At 77.5% G+C, this 16,511-nt stretch carries 15 protein-coding genes; 11 read left to right on the top strand and 4 right to left on the bottom strand.

The annotated features are described in order from the left end of the window. The first annotated feature begins 53 nt into the window (after positions 1-53). The 3 genes from CUT44_RS31715 (at position 54) to CUT44_RS31705 (ending at position 3,384) form a co-directional block, all read left to right on the top strand. Positions 54-1,586, top strand: a complete 1,533-nt coding sequence (locus CUT44_RS31715; RefSeq protein ID WP_100205605.1) for a DNA-3-methyladenine glycosylase 2 family protein — start codon at positions 54-56, stop codon at positions 1,584-1,586. Further along, positions 1,583-2,065 carry a methylated-DNA--[protein]-cysteine S-methyltransferase gene (locus tag CUT44_RS31710; RefSeq protein ID WP_100205449.1) on the top strand — a complete coding sequence of 161 codons (483 nt, stop codon included), beginning with the start codon at positions 1,583-1,585 and terminating at the stop codon, positions 2,063-2,065. Before CUT44_RS31715 ends, CUT44_RS31710 begins: the two co-directional genes overlap by 4 nt. Before the next feature lie 80 nt (positions 2,066-2,145). After that, positions 2,146-3,384, top strand: a complete 1,239-nt coding sequence (locus CUT44_RS31705) for a protein phosphatase 2C domain-containing protein (protein ID WP_100205448.1) — start codon at positions 2,146-2,148, stop codon at positions 3,382-3,384. 61 nt (positions 3,385-3,445) lie between these two features. Here CUT44_RS31705 and CUT44_RS31700 read toward each other — a convergent pair whose 3' ends face one another. From CUT44_RS31700 to CUT44_RS31685, 4 genes are all read right to left on the bottom strand, one after another. Then, positions 3,446-4,471, bottom strand: a complete 1,026-nt coding sequence (locus CUT44_RS31700) for a DUF2637 domain-containing protein (protein WP_100205447.1) — start codon at positions 4,469-4,471, stop codon at positions 3,446-3,448. Between the two features lie 188 nt (positions 4,472-4,659). Further along, the gene (locus tag CUT44_RS31695) at positions 4,660-5,520 is read right to left on the bottom strand and encodes a (2Fe-2S)-binding protein (RefSeq protein WP_100205446.1); all 861 of its coding nucleotides are present in this window, start codon (positions 5,518-5,520) and stop codon (positions 4,660-4,662) included. Positions 5,521-5,652: 132 nt separating this feature from the next. Continuing rightward, the gene (locus CUT44_RS31690) at positions 5,653-6,453 is read right to left on the bottom strand and encodes a hypothetical protein (RefSeq protein ID WP_233221811.1); all 801 of its coding nucleotides are present in this window, start codon (positions 6,451-6,453) and stop codon (positions 5,653-5,655) included. Between the two features lie 253 nt (positions 6,454-6,706). Then, the gene (locus CUT44_RS31685) at positions 6,707-7,960 is read right to left on the bottom strand and encodes a hypothetical protein (protein ID WP_100205445.1); all 1,254 of its coding nucleotides are present in this window, start codon (positions 7,958-7,960) and stop codon (positions 6,707-6,709) included. Positions 7,961-8,110: 150 nt separating this feature from the next. Here CUT44_RS31685 and CUT44_RS31680 point away from each other — a divergent pair, with 150 nt between their 5' ends. The 8 genes from CUT44_RS31680 to CUT44_RS31650 all read left to right on the top strand — a co-directional run bounded on the left by CUT44_RS31680 (position 8,111) and on the right by CUT44_RS31650 (position 16,511). Next, positions 8,111-9,121 carry an ABC transporter substrate-binding protein gene (locus CUT44_RS31680; protein ID WP_100205444.1) on the top strand — a complete coding sequence of 337 codons (1,011 nt, stop codon included), beginning with the start codon at positions 8,111-8,113 and terminating at the stop codon, positions 9,119-9,121. Continuing rightward, positions 9,118-10,179, top strand: coding sequence for a FecCD family ABC transporter permease (locus tag CUT44_RS31675; protein ID WP_233221810.1), 1,062 nt, complete (start codon positions 9,118-9,120; stop codon positions 10,177-10,179). The genes CUT44_RS31680 and CUT44_RS31675 overlap by 4 nt, the downstream gene beginning before the upstream one ends. A gap of 92 nt (positions 10,180-10,271) precedes the next feature. Next, a complete protein-coding gene (locus CUT44_RS31670; protein WP_100205602.1) occupies positions 10,272-11,267 on the top strand; it encodes a FecCD family ABC transporter permease in 996 nt (331 codons plus the stop codon). Positions 11,268-11,404: 137 nt separating this feature from the next. After that, positions 11,405-12,205, top strand: a complete 801-nt coding sequence (locus tag CUT44_RS31665) for an ABC transporter ATP-binding protein (RefSeq protein WP_100205601.1) — start codon at positions 11,405-11,407, stop codon at positions 12,203-12,205. 71 nt (positions 12,206-12,276) lie between these two features. After that, on the top strand, positions 12,277-12,387 hold the full coding sequence (amiA, locus tag CUT44_RS34645) for a streptamidine family RiPP (RefSeq protein WP_269846264.1): 111 nt from the start codon (positions 12,277-12,279) through the stop codon (positions 12,385-12,387). 214 nt (positions 12,388-12,601) lie between these two features. After that, the gene (locus CUT44_RS31660; RefSeq protein ID WP_100205443.1) at positions 12,602-13,492 is read left to right on the top strand and encodes a hypothetical protein; all 891 of its coding nucleotides are present in this window, start codon (positions 12,602-12,604) and stop codon (positions 13,490-13,492) included. Further along, positions 13,489-15,093: a CocE/NonD family hydrolase gene (locus CUT44_RS31655; protein WP_100205442.1), complete on the top strand. Its 1,605-nt coding sequence runs from the start codon at positions 13,489-13,491 to the stop codon at positions 15,091-15,093. The genes CUT44_RS31660 and CUT44_RS31655 overlap by 4 nt, the downstream gene beginning before the upstream one ends. Further along, the gene (locus tag CUT44_RS31650; RefSeq protein WP_100205441.1) at positions 15,090-16,511 is read left to right on the top strand and encodes a YcaO-like family protein; all 1,422 of its coding nucleotides are present in this window, start codon (positions 15,090-15,092) and stop codon (positions 16,509-16,511) included. Before CUT44_RS31655 ends, CUT44_RS31650 begins: the two co-directional genes overlap by 4 nt.

Below are 16,511 nucleotides of genomic sequence, written 5' to 3'. Positions count from 1 at the left end.
TGTCCGATTTCCGCCAGTGGCACGGCGCCGCGCGGCGCACACTGGATCCCGTGATGGACGACGACAGCAGGTACGAGGCGGTACGCGGCCGGGACGAGCGGTTCGACGGGGTGTTCTTCACGGGGGTGCTGACCACCGGCATCTACTGCCGTCCCAGTTGCCCGGCCGTCACCCCCCGACGGCACAACGTGCGCTTCTTCCCCTCCGCGGCCGCCGCCCAGCGGGCCGGGCTGCGGGCCTGCCGCCGCTGCCGCCCGGACGCCGTGCCCGGGTCGGCCGAGTGGAACGTGCGGGCCGACCTCACCGGCCGCGCGATGCGGCTGATCGCCGACGGGATCGTGGACCGCGAGGGCGTCGAGGGGCTCGCCCGGCGGCTGGGCTACAGCGTCCGCCAGATACGCCGCCAGCTCACCGCCGAGCTCGGCGCGGGGCCGGTGGCCCTGGCGCGGGTGCGGCGGGCGCACACCGCCCGGGTGCTGCTCCAGACGACCGAACTGCCCGTCACCGAGATCGCCTTCGCCGCCGGGTTCGCCAGCGTGCGGCAGTTCAACGACACCATCCGGGAGATCCACGCCCGCACCCCGCGCGAACTGCGGGCCCGGGGCCGCACCCGGTCCGGGGCGTCCGCCGCCGGGACCGGGGGAGTGGCGCTGCGGCTGGCCTGCCGGGGGCCGTACGCCACCGGCGCCGTCCTCGACTTCCTGGCGCGGCGGGCCGTACCCGGGATCGAGGAGGTCACCGGCACACCGGGGCGGCGCGTCTACCGGCGCACCCTGGCACTGCCGTACGGGCACGGGATCGCCGAGGTCCACGAGAGCGGCGGCACCGCGGCCGACGGCGGCACCACCGACGGCGCCGCGGGCGGCGGCTGGCTGCCGTGCCGTCTGCACCTGGCCGACCTGCGGGACCTGACCACCGCCGTCCAGCGGATACGGCGGCTGCTCGACCTGGACGCCGACCCGTACGCCGTCACCGAGCGGCTGGGCGCCGACCCCCTGCTGGGCCCCCTGGTCCACCGCCGGCCGGGGCTGCGCTCCCCGGGCGCGGCCGACCCGCACGAACTGGCGGTGCGCGCCGTGCTCGGCCAGCAGGTCACCGTCGGCGCGGCCCGCACCCTGGCGGGCACGCTGGTGGCGGCGTACGGCAAACCGCTGCCCGCCCCCGACGGCACCCTCACCCACCTCTTCCCCGAACCGGGCAGCCTGGCCGACGCACCCCTGACCGAACTGGGCATGCCCGCCGCCCGCCGCGCGGCGCTGCGCACCCTGGCCGCGGCCCTCGCCGACGGCGCCCTCGTCCTCGACCCCGGTGCCGACCGCGACGAGGCCGAGCGCACGCTGCTCGCCCTGCGCGGCATCGGCCCGTGGACGGCCGGCTACATCCGGATGCGCGCCCTGGGCGACCCGGACGTCTTCCTGCCGGGCGACGCGGGCGTACGGCATGCCCTGGCGCGGCTCGGTGCCGGGGCGGACCGGGCCGGGGACTGGCGGCCCTGGCGCTCCTACGCCCTGCACCACCTGTGGCACTCGACCGAGATCACCGAACCGGCCGAGACGGCCGGGACACACGAACCGGAGAATCGATGAGCACCCTCTACACCGTCCACCCCAGCCCGCTGGGCGACCTGCTGCTCGCCGGTCCCGAGCCCGGTGTGCTGGCCTCGGTCACCGTGCCCGGCCAGAAGGGCGGCGCACGGGTGCTGCCCGACTGGCGGCGCGACGACGCCGCCTTCGCCGAGGCGGTTCGGCAGTTCGACGCCTACTTCGCCGGTGAGCTGAAGGAGTTCGACCTCACCCTGGCCACCCGGGGCTCGGAGTTCCGCGAGCGGGTCTGGGCCGCCCTGGAGCGCGTCCCTCTCGGAAGCACCGTCACCTACGGCGAACTCACCGTCATGGCCGGTCTCCAGGCGCGGTCGGCGCGGGCCGTCGGCGGCGCCGTCGGCGCCAACCCGCTGACAGTGGTGCGGCCCTGCCACCGCGTCATCGGCACGAGCGGCGCGCTGACCGGTTACGCGGGCGGGCTGGAGCGCAAGCGGTGGCTGCTCACCCACGAGGGGGTGCTGTGACCGGCCGGTGAGCCCGACACGCCCGCGCCCCACCCGTCTCGGCCGGTGGCCGGCCGGCCACCGGCGTGGACAATGAAGGCATGGGTCAACAGGGTGAGCGGGCCGGCGGGGCGGACTGGTGGGGCCGGCTCTACGACGAGGACGCACCGGACACCGGCCGTACGCCGGCGCGGGACAGCGTGGACGAGCGCTTCGACTCCGCGGCCCGTACGGTCGGCCTGTTCCGCCGGGAAGCCGGGGACTCCGGGGCAGCCGGGGCACCGGAGGCGGCGGACTCCGCACCGGAGGCCGCCGCGCCGGAGGTCCCCGCTCCGAGAGCCCCCGCGCCGGTGACCGGCTCCGCCCCCGCGGCGCCCGCCGCCGCCCTCGTCCCGGACTTCGTCGGCGACCGCCCGCCCACCTACGAGTCCGAGCCGACGGCCCTGCCCGCCGCCGATCCCGAGGAGCTGGCCGAGGCGGCGGCCGGGACGGTCCTGGTCCCCGGCGCGGCGCCCGACACCGTCCTGGACGGGGCCCGCTACGGCTGCTTCACCCTGCGCGCGGTGTCCCTGCGCGGCGACTCGGCCCGCTACCGGGGCGAGCCGCGCCGCGACGCCCTGCTCACCGCCCGGTTCGGCAGTGGCCGGCACGCCCTGGTGCTGGTCGCCGTCGCCGGCGGATCCCCCACCGCCGGGGAGGCGCACCGGGCGGCGCGGGAGGTGTGCCGCTGGATCGGGGCGTACGTCGGCCGCAGCCACACCCGGCTGTCGGAGGACATCCGCTCCGCCCGCCGTGACGAGCTGAAGTCCGGTCTGCACCGGCTGACCGGCCGCGGTTACGGCAGGCTGGCGGCCCGCGCCGCCGAACTGGACCTGGACGCCGCCGAGTACACCGCCGACGTGCGCTGTCTGCTGCTGCCCGCCGACCCCGGGTGCCGGACCCGGGTGTTCTTCGGCACGGGCGGCGGCGGGCTGTTCCGGCTGCGGGACGGCGCCTGGCAGGACATCGAGCCCGACGCCCGGGAGGAGGACGGCGGCGCGGCGGACACCGGGGACATGCCCGCGCCCGTCGAGGGCTTCCCCGCCTCGGGGGCCCCGGCCACCGCGATGCCCGGCCCGTTCCGCTTCCGGACCTCCGTCGCCCGTCCCGGTGACACCCTGCTGCTGTGCAGCGCGGGCCTGGCGGAGCCGATGCGAGGTGAGCGGGCCTTCGCCGACCGGCTGGCCGGGCGCTGGGCGGGTGCCGAACCGCCGGGACTGGCGGGCTTCCTGGCCGACGCCCAGCTGCGGGTCAAGGGGTACGCGGACGACCGTACGGCCGCCGCGGTCTGGGAGCACTGACCGCGGCGGCCGTACGGCGCCGCAGGACACGGCTGCCCGGTGGTGTGCCGGGCCGGGAGTGTCAGCCGAACTGCTTCTCGATGTCGGCGAGTTTCGCCTCCAGCGAGTCGAGCCGGGGGCTGGTGAGGCTCTCGCCGTCGCCGAGCAGCGAGTCCGACGGGCGGCGGGGCGGCTCGACCTTGCGCAGCCCCTCCGGTCCCGTCCCGGTCCCGCCGCTCTCCTCCGCGGCGGGCTGGAGCGCCGCGCGCGGCACCGTGCCGCGCTCCAGTTCGGCCGGCTGGTCGCTGCCCCGGGGCAGCATCCGGCCCCGGCTGATCGCCTTGAGCCGGGCCCGCTCCAGCTTCTGCTGCTCACGCCGGCGGATCCGCTCCTCCTCCTTGCGGCGCCGGTCGTCGCGGACCTCGTCGACCGCCTCGTCCAGCGTCCGCACGCCCTCCAGCAGCATCAGCGACCAGGCCGCGTAGGTCTCGCGCGGGGCGCGCAGCCACCGCACGACGCGGATCTGCGGCAGCGGGCGCGGCACCAGACCCTGCTCGCGCAGGGCGGAGCGGCGGGTCTGCTTGAGCGCGCGGTCGAAGAGGACGGCCGCCGCGATGGACATGCCGGCGAAGAACTGCGGGGCGCCCGCGTGCTCGTCGCCGCGCGGGGCGTGCACCCAGTTGAACCAGGCCGCGGCACCCGCGAACAGCCACACCAGCAGCCGGGAGCCGAGGGAGGCGTCACCGTGGCTGGCCTCGCGGACGGCGATGACGGCGGAGAACATCGCCGCGCCGTCCAGGCCGAAGGGGACGAGGTACTCCCAGCCGCCGCTCAGCCCCAGGTTCTCGCGGCCGAAGCCGACCAGGCCGTGGAAGGAGAGGGCGGCGGCCACTCCCGCACAGCAGAACAGCAGTACGTAGGAGGCGATGGCGTAGACCGTCTCCTTGCGGCGGCGGCGCTCCTCCATGCGCTCCCAGGAGTCGGAGCTCTGTTCCTCGTCCCTGTGCTTGCCGCGGCCGCGGCCCATCAATACGACCGCGACCAGGGCGCCGACGAGCAGTACGGCGCTCAGCAGCACCCAGGTCATCGATATGTCCGTCAGATTCATCCGGGGGTGTCCCTTGCCTGGCGGCCTGCCGTGGACCGGCCCCGCCGTACTCGCATTGGCTACTGATGCGCAGCATCCTGGCGGAAGAACATACTGTCCGGCAGACCTTTCGGGTCGGAAAACCGGCGAACGGGAACCAGGACGCGCGACCAGGAGTGTAGCGACCCGGAATTACCGTCGATAACCGGTCAGGCACCCGAACGGGTCAGACGGTTGACGCGCTCGGTGTCGCAGGTGCGCGGACAGGTCGCGCAGGTGTCCTCGGGGCGCAGCGTGTAGAACAGGCAGCAGCTCGCCCGGTCCCGGGTGGGGAACCGCTCGCCGTCCGGCCCGGTCAGCTCCCGGAAGCCCGCCCCCTGCGCGTACGGGGTGACGGAGCCCGGCAGCAGCAGCTCCACCTCGGCCCGGGCACGCCGCTCCTCGCCCAGCAGATGGCCGACGTACCACAGGCCCTCGGTGATCTCGTCCGTCGCCATCCCCCACAGCGCCCGCGGTCCGCGGCGCATGCGCGGCCGGAAGGCGTCGAGCACGGGGGAGAGGTGCTCGGCGGTGGCCTCCCGGACGGCCGCGCGCAGCGCCTCGGCGTCCGGCACCACCCGGGCTCCGGGCAGGCGGGCCGCCGGGTCGCCGGGCAGGCAGGAGAACTCCTCGATCCGGACCGCCATCCGCCCCTCGGCGCGGTCGAAGGCGACCGCGTCCACCGGGACGCGGGGGACCCGGCGGTGCAGGAACCAGGGGACGGTGACCAGCAGACAGGCAGGCCAGGCGTAGCGGTGCAGCCCGAAGCTGGCGATCACGTCGGGGCGGGCGGGCTGCCCGTAGTCGCGCCGCACCTGCTCGTCGTCCCAGGCCAGGAAGGAGTCCAGGGCGGCACCGCCGCCGGCCAGCTCCGCGGCCCGCACCCAGTGGCCGCCGCGCGGCAGCTCGCCGCCGACGCCGGTCTCCACGACCCGCAGGCTGGGGAGGACCTCCGCCAGCCGGGTGTAGGACGCGGCGAAGGGTGACGCGGCGGACGCCGTGGGCGCCGGGGCGAGGGTGCACATAGCCATGCGGGTACCACCGGATCGACGGGTCTAACAGGTAAGGCTTACCTTACCCCAGTCGCGCGCCGGGGACTCCAGTCCCCTCGCCGGTGGAGTGACGCACGTCACTCCACCGGCGAGGGGCGGGGACCGGCGGGATCAGCCGCCGGGCTGGTCGGTGAGCTGGTCGGTGAGCCAGGTCGGCACCCCGCCCAGCAGCCGGAACAGCCGCCGTGCCTCGGCCCGCAGCCGGTCCGCGTCCGGTTCCGGCTGGACCTGCGCCAGGGCCACCAGGGCCGGGGCCATGCCCACCAGGTAGCCCAGCTCCTCGCGGATCCGCAGCGACTCGGCGAAGCCGTGCCGCGCCTCGGCGTGTTCCCCGGCGCGCAGGGCGAGCCCGGCCAGATGCCGCCAGGTGAAGGAGCGCAGCAGGGCGTCCCCCTGCGCGGTCGCCCCGGCGTGCGCCCGGCGGTACGCGGCCCGGGCCGACTGCGGACTGTCGCCGAAGTGCTCGGTCGTCAGCCCGCGCCGGAAGTCCAGCAGCGCCCGCCGCGGCGACGCGGGCGGGAGCAGGGCGGCGGCCCGTCCGAGCGCGGCGCGGGCCTCGTCGGTCCGGTCCCGTACACCCAGCACCGTGGCGGCGTAGGCCAGGTGCCCGCGTTCGCAGGCGGCCGCGCCGCGCTCCTCGTCCGTGCCCGCCATGGCCTCGGCCGTGCGCAGCGCGTCCTCGGCCCCGGCCCAGCCGCCGGCGGTGAACATGCAGTGCTCCACCAGCAAGGCCGCCCGCCGCAGCGCGGCCTGGGTGTCCCCCCGGCTGATGTGCGGTTCCAGCAGCGCCGCCGCGTCCTCCCAGCATCCGCGCGATCTCAGCCGCCACACCGCGTGGTCCAGCGGATCGCCGTCCGTATCACCGCCCGCACCCGTCGTCCGTGCCGAACGTGAGATGGCGGTCTCCGCCACAGTGCCCTCCCCAAGCGCGCCGTCGAGCCGGATGTGAGCGCATCTCAGCACGAAGTCGAGGGTCCAGCCAAGAGGAAAGTGTGAAAGATTTCACAATCTTGAGCGGTTCTTGGCACGAACGGCGGAACACCCCCCACCTGCGCTCCCGCCGGCCGGGGGCCGGCGCCGGGCCCGTGCGGCGTACCGGCTCCCGGACGAACGGGCGGCGCGCCCCGGAGGGTACGGCGCCGGGCTCCCGTGCCGTCCGGTGCCCTCAGCGGCCGGCCGGGTCGCGGTGCGCGCCGTCGCCGGGGGTGAGCAGCGCCAGCCGGCCGCCCTCGTCCAGCGGGCCGGGCAGCGCCAGCCGGGCCCGCTCGGTGCCGCTCGCCGCGTCGAACAGATGGACCTCGCCGTGCCCGCCCCGGGAGACGGCCACCCACGGCGCGCCCGGGGAGGCGGCGACGGCCCGGCGCTGCGCCCCGTCGTCCCAGGGGGTCCGCCCGCGCCGGGGCGCGCCCGCCATGGGCGGCAGCGGCACCCGGGCGCTGATCCGGGGTGCCCCGTCGCCGGTGGCCAGCAGGACCAGCTCGTCGCCGTCCGGGTGGCAGCGCGCGTACGCCACGTGGTCCGCGGCCACCGCCATGCGGAACACCAGTCCCTCGCCCAGCCCGATCCGGCCGGTGCGGCCGGTGTCCAGGTGGTGCCACCAGGCGTCGTTGGTCCAGGCGGGCCAGTCGGCGGGACCGGCCGGGCCGCCGCGCAGACAGGACCACAGCAGCCGGTGCCGTGCGTCGATCCGCAGGAAGTAGCCGCGCCCGCCCGCGCGGCCGTCCGCCGCCCAGGACAGCGGTGGGGCGGCCGCCAGCCCTCCGCCCGACCGGCGCGCCCGGTGCACCCCGGAGCCGGTGGCGGTGAACAGGTACCCGGTGACCGGGTCGTGGGCGTCGCCGTGTCCGTCGTCGGGCAGCGGCAGGCGCGTGCGCGGTGTCACGACCGGGCAGCCCGGCGCGGCGGCCAGCAGGCCGGCGAGGCTGTGGAGGTCCAGGGAGCCGGGCTCGCGGTGCCGCAGGACGGCCAGCGGGCCGTCCGCCCGGCCGCCGTCCAGGACCGTGACCCCGGGCTCGCCCGCCCGCGTCCGTGTCCGGACGGCGTACGGGCCGCCCGGCGCGGCCAGGTCCACGGCGGTCAGCAGGTCGCTCCACGGCTCGGCGGCGGCGCCCAGCCCCGTGGTGACCACCAGGAACCGTCCGTCCGGGTCGGCGGCGAGCTGCTCGGCGGGTACGGCCACCGGTGCCGCGGCGGCGACCAGGGCCCCGCCGCGTGCCGCCTCGAAGGGGGCCAGTACCAGCAGTTCGCCCGCCCGGTCGTCCACGCACGCCACCCGGTCGCCGGGCAGGGTCAGGAAGCCCGCGTGCTCGGAGAGGTGGCGGCCCGTCAGGCGGGCCAGCGGCCGGCCCCCGGGGAGGTCCAGCAGATCGACGGTGCCGGCGACATGGTCGGCGGCCAGTAGCACAGCGGCTGCGGTCATGGGCGGAGAACCTCCGGAACGGGAGTGGCGCGTCAACTGGTTCTGATAATGATTATCGTGTGCCAATCTGGTGCGGGGTGTTCCGGGGGCCCGTACCGGGGCCGTACCTCCGCTCGCACCCCGGGAGTTGACGAGGACTGGGAGCCACCGATGACGCGTCCACCGCGCCGCACCACCGCCCGCGCCGTACGGGCCGCCGCCGTACCGGTCCTGCTGGGCGCCGTACTCGCCGGGCTCGCCGGCTGCGGCACCACCGGCGGGAACGCCTCCGACGACGGGAACGCCGGGGAGACCGGCGCCGGACCGCGCACCGAGGTCACGGTCGAACCGATCGAGCCCGCCCGCCGGGTCACCGGCCCCGACGGCGCCGCCGTCACCACCGACGCCGAACCCCGGCGCGTCGTCTGCCTGGTCGCCCTGTGCGACGACATGCTGACGGAGCTGGGCATCACCCCGGTGGCCACCAACTCCGCCCTGCTGGCCCACCCGGACTTCCTCGGCCCCGAGAAGGCCGGGAAGGTCCCGGTGATCCCCGGCGGCTTCCTCGCCCCCGAGGTCGAGGCGGTCCTCTCCCACGAGCCGGACCTGGTGATCGGCCTGGGCGACACCCACGGCAAGCTCGCCCCCGCCCTGAAGGGCGCCACCGTCTTCTGGCCCGTGCAGCCGGAGAAGTGGCAGGACAGCGTCGGCTACCTGCGCGCCCTGGCCGCCCTCACCGGCCGCATCGATCAGGGCGAGGCCGCCGAGCAGCGCTTCCGCGCCAAGCTGGCGGCGGCCGAGGAGAAGCCCAGCGGGAAGACCGCGCTGATCATCTACGGCAGCGACGAGAACTTCGGCGTCGCCACCCCCGGCACCGACGTGGCCGCCGGGCTCTTCCCGAAGATCTCCCGCTACCCCTGGAAGTCCCGCGGTGTGGAGGGCAGCTACAGCCTGGAGGAGATCCTCGCCCGCGAGGTGGACGTGCTCTTCGTCGAGACCCTCTCCTTCGGCGACAGCGACGGGAAGCTCTCCGAGAAGCTCGCCGGCAACCCCCTGTGGTCGAGGATCCCCGCCGTCGCGAACGGCGAGGTGCACGAGGTGAACTCCGAGGTGTGGGCCAAGGGCCGCGGCACCCGTTCGCTCGGCATCGTCCTCGACGAGGCCACGGCCGCGCTGCGGTGAGGGCCGCGCGGCAGTGGACGGCCGTCGCCCTGCTGCTGGCGGCGGCCGCCGGATGCGCCCTGTGCCTGGGCACCCCCGCCGTACCGCCGTGGGAGCTGCCCGCGGCGCTGGCCGGCGGCGGGGAGGGGTTCGCGGCGGTGGTCGTCACCGAACTGCGGCTGCCCCGGCTGGTGCTGGGGCTGGTCGCCGGGGCCTGCCTGGGCGCGGCCGGACTGGTGCTCCAGGAGGCGCTGCGCAACCCGCTGGCCGTCCCCGAGATGCTCGGCGTCTCCTCCGGGGCGGCCCTGGGCGTGGCCGCGCCGCTGGTCCTCGCCCTGTCCGTGCCGGCGCTGCTCCAGCCGGTGCTCGCGCTGGCCGGCGCGGCGCTGGGCGGCACGCTGACGCTGCTGGCGGCCGGGTTCGGGCGCAGCCCGTCGGCCGTGCTGCTCACCGGGGCCGCGGTCGCCGCCGCCCTGCAGGCCGGACTGCTGGTGCTGATGGTGCTCGCCGACCAGCTCGACCTCCAACTGCTCTACCGCTATCTGCTGGGCAGCCTGTCGGCCCGCACCTGGGACGACGTCGAGGGGCTGTGGCCCTGGCTGCTCGTCTCGGTGCCCGCGCTGGTGCTGTGCGTGCCGGTGCTCGCCGTCCTGCGGCTGGGTGACGACGACGCCCGCGCCCTGGGAGTGCGGGTGCGGCGGGCCCGGCTGGGCGCGCTGGCCGTCGCGGTGATGCTGATCGCCCCGGTGGTGGCGGTGTGCGGACCGGTCGCCTGGGTCGGCTTCCTTGCCCCGCACCTGGCCCGGCGGCTGCGGCCGGACGCCGGTGCGGTGCGGTGGCTGCCGCTCGCCGCCGTCTGGGGCGCGGCGGTCGTCGTCTGCGCCGATCTGCCGGCCCGGCTGGCGCTGGCCCCGGTCGAGACCCCGGTGGGCGCCTGGACGGCGCTGCTGGGCGTACCGGCGGGGGTGGTGCTGCTGCGCACCGGGCGCGGCGGGCGTACGGACCGGCCGGCGCCCGTCCCGGCCGGCGGCCCGGTGCCCGGGCGGGAGCGCCCGGCGGGGACGGAGGCGGTCCGGTGAGCGCGCCGGTTGTGCCCGGCACGGAGGGCGGGACCAGTGCCGGGGCCAGCCCCGGGAAGAGCGCCGGGAAGGCCGTTCGCCCGGGGCGGCGGCTGCTCCTGCTGCTGGCCCTCGTCGCCGTCCTGGCCTGTGCCGACGCCCTGGCCGGGCGCTCCCCGGCCCCCGGCCGGGTGGGGGAGGTGCTGCTGGGCGGCGGGGATCCCACCGCGCGCCATGTGGTGCTCCAGCTCCGGCTGCCCCGGCTGCTGGTGGCGCTGGCCGCCGGAGCCTGCCTGGGGGTGGCCGGACTCGTCCTGCAGTCGGCGCTGCGCAACCCGCTGGCCGGGCCGGAGGTCACCGGAGTCACCCCGGGCGCCGTCCTGGGGGCGGTGACCGCGACCGGGCTCGGCCTGGCGGGCTGGGAGTCCCCCGCGGCGGTGGTGGCCGCCGCGTGCGCGGGCGGTTTCGCCGGGGCGGGGCTGCTGTGGCTGCTGGCCGGCCGGGACCGGGGCGACCCGGCCGCGACGGCCGTGCACGGGGTGCTGGTCTCGGCCGTGCTGTCCGGGCTCACCGCGATGGTCCTGCTGGTCGCGCCGGGGGAGCTGGGCAGTGTCGTGCAGTGGCTGATCGGCACCACCGAGGGCCGGGTCTGGCAGCACTGGCACCTGCTGTGGCCCTGGGCCCTGCTCTGGCTGACGGCCGCCTGGCTGCTGACCGGGCCGCTGACGCTGCTGCGCTGCGGCGACGAGCAGGCCGCGGCGGCCGGACTGGCCGCCGGCCGGGCCCGGGTGGCGGCGCTGGTGTGCGCGGTGGCGCTGACCGCCGGCGCCGTCGCGTCCGTCGGGGCGCTCGGCTTCGTCGGCCTGCTGGTGCCGCATCTGGCCCTGGCCGTCGCCGGCGCGGACCTGCGGGTGGCGCTGCCGTGCGCCGCGCTGACCGGCGCGGCGGTCGTCTGCGGCGCCGACGCCGCGGCCCAGCTGCTGTCCCGGCTGCTCGCCGCCGCGCTGGCGGCCGACCGGCTCACCCTGCCCGTCGGGGCGCTGACCACCTGTCTGGGCGCGGTCCTGCTGCTGCTCGTGGTGCGCCGCGCGCCCGGCCACACGTACTGAGCCACACGTACCGAGCCACACGTACCGAGAAGGGCGGCACGACCGAAGTGAGTGAAGTGACCGAGCCCGTGGTGGGCGGCCCGGAGCCGTCCGCCGCCGCGTCCGGCCCGGACGGCGGGACGGGCGGTGGCACGGACATCGCCGTCGAGGGTGTCGGCTTCGGCTATCCCGGGCGGCCGGTGCTGCGCGGTGTGGACCTGCGGATCACGGCGGGCGAGCTGGTGGCCCTGGTCGGCCTCAACGGCTGCGGGAAGTCCACCCTGCTGCGGCTGGCCGCCGGACTGCTGCGGCCGACCGCCGGACGGGTGCTGCTCGGCGGGGACGACCCGGCCCGGCTCTCCCGGCGGGCCACGGCCCGCCGGGTGGCGCTGCTGCACCAGTCCGCGCCCGCCGTGCCGGGGATGACGGTGCGGCAGTTGGTGCGGCAGGGGCGGTACGCCGTCCGCGGCCCGCTCGGCATGCTCCGCGAGGGCGACGACGCCGTCTGCCGCCGCGCGATGGCCGATGTCGGGGTGGCGGACTGGGCCGACCGGCCGGTGGACTCCCTCTCGGGCGGTGAGCGGCAGCGGGTGCGGCTGGCGATGGCGCTCGCCCAGGACACCCGGGTCCTGCTGCTGGACGAGCCCACCACCTACCTCGACCTGCGGCACCAGCTGGAGGTGCTGCGGACGGTGGTACGGCTGCGCGCCGAGCGCGGTCTGACGGTGGTGATGGTGCTGCACGACCTCGGCCACGCCGCCCGGTTCGCCGAGCGGCTGGTGGCCCTGCGCGGCGGCCGGGTGGCCGCCGACGGGCCGCCCGCCGAGGTCGTCACCCCCGGACTGCTTGCCGGGGTGCTGGGGGTGGCGGGCCGGGTGGGGCGGGATCCCGAGGGCGGCTGGCCGGTGTGCTACCCGGACCACCCGATCCCTCTTGAAGACGGTAACCATTTTCATTAGTGTGTGGGTGCGGCATCCGAACGGATGCCGTACCGACTGACGATCACTCAGGAGGCTTGTCCATGGAGAACCTGGAGCACGAGAAGGTCTTCACCCCGATCGCCGACCCGGGCCAGCTCGCCCACGCCTCGGCCACCCACTCCAACGCGCTCGTCGAGAACCCCTTCGACGACGAGGAGTGACACGGGGCGAAGCCCCAGGGTCCGCCCGGTCGTCTCTTCCCGCCCGGGCGGGCCCGCCCCGTACCGCGTCCGTCCACCGCGTCGCGTCCTGTCCGCCGCCGGCGGCCGGGACGCCCCGGAGAGCCGGACGGTACTTCCGGTGAACCGCCGAAGGCGGGGATCCGACAGCCACCCGAGGCCCTTCCGGGCCGCCCCGCACCTCACGGAGGAAACCGTGACCGGCACCCGCCTCGCACCCGGTGTCACCGTCGTCGCCGTCCCCGGCCGGGGCGCGGCCGTCCGTACCGCCGACGGGGAGTTCCTGCGGGTGGCCACCGGGGACGTACCGGTGGCGGACCTGCTGGACCGGCTCTCCGGCGACGGCGCGGACATGGAGCCGGAGCCCGCGCTCGCCCGGCTGCTCGGCGCGTTCGCCGCCGCCGGGTACACCCGCGCCGGCGCCGCCCCCGAGCCCCCGCGCGACCGGTGGCCCGCCCGGCTGCGCACGGTGTGGCTGCTGGGGGACGCGGTCCTCACCGAGCCCCTGGGCGACTGCCTGCGGCGGGCCGGAGCGGCACCCCGTCCCGCCGCGCCGGAGGAGGTCGCCGCACTCGTACGGGACGCGGCACCCGGCGGGGACGGCCGGCCCGCCGCGGTGGTGTGGTGCCTGGACGGGCCGGTGCCCGCCGGACTGTGGGACGATGCCGACCGGCTGCCCGCCCTCGGCGTCGCCTGGCTGCGCTGCCACCGGGAGGGCCGGCAGCTCTGGCTCGAACCCCCGGCCGTGGCACCGGGCGACGTCACCGCCGCCCAGGTCCGGCTGCGGCGGCTGGCCGCCACCCCCGCCCACCGCGAACTGGCCGCCTACTGGGCGGGCGAGCGGGTCACGGGGGACGACCGCTTGACCACACCCGCCTCGGCCGCGCTGGCCGCCGCCCTGCTCACCGCCGACCTCGCCGACTGGGCCACCGGGGCTCCGGCCGCCCGGGAGGCCCCGGCCCCCGGTGCCCTGCCCGCCCGGCGGCGGCTGCGCCGGGTGGACCTGCGCGGCCTGACCGTCACCGAGCACCCCGTCCTGCCGGTGCCCGACGTGGCGCCGCTGCCCGCCCCGCGGGGCGCGGCATGAACCCCGCGATACCCGGCGGGTCCGTCCGCACCGCCCTGGTCCCCGCGCCCGACGGCACACCGCTGGCCACCGACCTGTGCCTGCCGGACGGCCCGGGCCCGCACCCCGCCGTACTGGTCCGCACCCCCTACGACCGCCGCCGCCACCACGCGGAGCTGCGCGGCTGGGCGCGGCGCGGCTTCGCGGCCGCCGCCCAGGACGTCCGCGGCCGGTACGGCTCGGCGGGGCGGTGGCGGCCCTACGGACCGGAGGCGGACGACGGGGCGGCGACCGTCCGCTGGATACGCGAGCGGCCCTGGTCCGACGGCACCCTCGTCGCCTGCGGCGCCTCCTACGCCGCCCACTGCGCCCTGGTCACCGCGCTGGCCGCCGACCCCGCCGGACGGGCCGACGCGGTGCTCGCCGCGGTGCCCGCCCTCGGGCTCGCCGAGACCGCCCGCGAACCCTCCGGCTGTGAGCGGCTGCTGGCCCGGGCCGGCTGGTGGGCCGCCCACGGCGACCGCCGCGACGGCGACGAGGACGCCCTCGCCCGGGCGCTGGCCGGCGACCCCGGCCTGCTCGAACACCTCCCCCTCACCGACCTGCCCCGGCGGCTCGGCCGCGCGCTGCCCACCTGGCCCGAGCTGTGGCGGGCCCGCCCCGCCCCCCTGCCCGCCGCGGCGGGCACCGTGCCGCTGCTGGCCGTCGGCGGCAGCCACGACCCCTTCGCCGCCGACCTGCTGCGGCTGTGGCGCCACTGGGGCGGACCGGCCCGGCTGCTGCTCGGCCCCTGGGGGCACGGGCTGACCGCCGACCCCGGCCCCGACGCCACGGGCCCGCACCGCGTACGCCTCGGCGAGCTGTACGCCGCCTGGGCCCGGGCCGCCCTCGCGGGGCGGCTCGCCCCCGGCCGGGCCGGGGCCGTGGCACTGGGCGGCAGCGGACGGTGGCTGCCGGCCGCCGCGCTCGCCCGGCGCGGCACCCCGTACCGCTTCACCGCGGACCGGACCGGCACCGGCACCGGCACCGGCACCGCTGACGGCGCTGACGGCACGGATGGCGCGGACTGCGCGGACGGCACCGGCGGGGAGCTGCGGCTGCTGCGCGGCCGGGAGTTCACCGCCGACCCGCTGCGGCCGGTGCGTTCCGACGACCTGGCCGTGCCCGCCACCGGCGTCCCCGACCGCTGCCTGCTGCTGACCGCGCCCCTGCCCCGCCCCCTGGACCTGCTGGGCGAGGCCGAGGTGCGGCTGTCCGCCGCCGCCGACACGGCCGACGCGGACTGGGCCGCCCGGCTCGTCGCCCTCGCCCCGGACGGCCGGGCCGCGCCCCTGGCGGCGGGCATCGGGCGTCGCCGCGGTGCTCCCGGGCGGACCACCGCGGTACCCGTCCCGCTGGGTGTGCTGGCCCGCCGGCTGCCCGCCGGGACCCGGCTGCGGCTGGAGATCGCCGGACACCACTTCCCCGCCCACGCCCGCAACCCGCACACCGGCGAGGACCCCGTCACCGCCACCGCGACGCGCCCCTCCCGCCGCACGGTGCGCACCGACGGCAGTGCCCTGCTGCTGCCGGTGATCGCGCCCCACCCGTCCGCCGACCCCTTCCGGGAGATCCGCCGATGACCGCCGCCCCGACCGGCGCACCCCCGACCGGCGCCCCGACCGGCGCACTGCCGGTCGACGCCCTCGTCGACCCCGTGTGCGGAATCGTCCGCGCCGTCGGCCCCGTCGAGCACCCAGACGGCGCCCCGCCCCGCTACACCGCCGTGACCGCCGACGTCGGCGACGCCCGGCGGCTGGGCGCCTGGCCCGCCGACCGGGTCGCGCTGGGCACCACCTTCGGCGACCCCGGCGGTGCCCGGATCGCCGCCGTGGCCGAGGCCGTCGAGCGCTACTGCGGCAACCGCGTGCCGCCGCCCGGCCACCCCGCCGCGCCCCTGCGCGCCACCGCACGGGAACTTGCGGAGCAGGGGCTGCGCCGGTACGGGCCCGAGGACGTACCGGTCCACGCCGACTGGCAGTACGGGCGCCCCCGTTTCCCGTACCGCCGTCTCACCGCGGACACCCCCGCGCTGTGGACGCGCGGCACGGAGCACGCGGCGGACGGCGGCACCCGGGAGTGCTGGGCGCCGGTGGCGCTCACCCACCTCAACTGGCGCCAGGGCGAACTGCGTTCGCTGCCCCGCACCCACCACCTCAACTACGCCGGGATCGCCACCGGGCAGGGCCTGGCCGACGCGGTCGAACGCGCGCTGCTGGAGGTCGTCGAACGCGACGCGCTGGAGCTGTGGTGGCATCTGGGCGGGCCGGCGCGCGGCATCGACCCCGACAGCGTCCCGGGGCTCGCCGACGACCTGGCCGGGTCCGGGCTGCGGGTGTGGATCGTGGAGATGCCCTCGGAGTTCGCCCCCTGCATGGCCGCGCTCGTCCACGACGCGCGGCGCGGCATCCACGCCGCCGGTTTCGCCTGCCGCTTCGACCCGGCCGAGGCCGCCCGCAAAGCCGTCCTGGAGGCGGTGCACACCTGGGTCTTCACCCTCGGACTCACCGAGGCGGACGGCTGGGTGTTCCGGGCGATCGAGGCCGGGCTGCTGGCCCGCGGCCTGTATCTGGACCACCGCGCCGACCGCCGCTACCTGGACGACTGCGGGACGGACTTCGCGGCCGTGCGGGATCTGGGGGCGCACGTCCAGGTGTGGCTGGACGAGCGCGCGGCCCCGCTGGCGGGACGTTTCACCGATCCGGCGCACGGCACGGCCGGGATCGGCGAGGTGGCGCCCGGCAGCCGCGCGGAACTGGACGCCCGGCTGCGCGCGGGCGGCCACCGCACCGTCACCTTCGACCTGACCACCGAGGACGTGGCCGAGACCCCGCTGCGGGTGGCCCGGGTGCTGGTCTCCGGGCTGGTGCCCAACGCGCCGGCCGCCTTCGCCTACTACGGCTGCCCCCGCTTCGCCGAGGCCGCGCTCGCCCGCGGCTGGCGGACCACCGCCCCGAGCGCGCCGGACGACTTCACCCTCGCCCCGCCGCCGCACATGTGA

It is taken from the genome of Streptomyces carminius, assembly GCF_002794255.1.
In the GTDB taxonomy this organism is placed as follows: Bacteria; Actinomycetota; Actinomycetes; order Streptomycetales; family Streptomycetaceae; genus Streptomyces; species Streptomyces carminius.
This window is presented reverse-complemented; position numbering and strand designations above follow the sequence as displayed.

Bases quoted from the DNA above. Each gene is read 5' to 3' on its own strand.
- CUT44_RS31650 (WP_100205441.1), top strand. From the start codon at position 15,090: ATGACCGCCGCCCCGACCGGCGCACCCCCGACCGGCGCCCCGACCGGC.
- CUT44_RS31695 (WP_100205446.1), bottom strand. From the start codon at position 5,520: ATGGCTATGTGCACCCTCGCCCCGGCGCCCACGGCGTCCGCCGCGTCA.
- CUT44_RS31715 (WP_100205605.1), top strand. From the start codon at position 54: ATGGACGACGACAGCAGGTACGAGGCGGTACGCGGCCGGGACGAGCGG.
- CUT44_RS31685 (WP_100205445.1), bottom strand. From the start codon at position 7,960: ATGACCGCAGCCGCTGTGCTACTGGCCGCCGACCATGTCGCCGGCACC.
- CUT44_RS31705 (WP_100205448.1), top strand. From the start codon at position 2,146: ATGGGTCAACAGGGTGAGCGGGCCGGCGGGGCGGACTGGTGGGGCCGG.
- CUT44_RS31655 (WP_100205442.1), top strand. From the start codon at position 13,489: ATGAACCCCGCGATACCCGGCGGGTCCGTCCGCACCGCCCTGGTCCCC.
- CUT44_RS31710 (WP_100205449.1), top strand. From the start codon at position 1,583: ATGAGCACCCTCTACACCGTCCACCCCAGCCCGCTGGGCGACCTGCTG.
- CUT44_RS31700 (WP_100205447.1), bottom strand. From the start codon at position 4,471: ATGAATCTGACGGACATATCGATGACCTGGGTGCTGCTGAGCGCCGTA.
- CUT44_RS31680 (WP_100205444.1), top strand. From the start codon at position 8,111: ATGACGCGTCCACCGCGCCGCACCACCGCCCGCGCCGTACGGGCCGCC.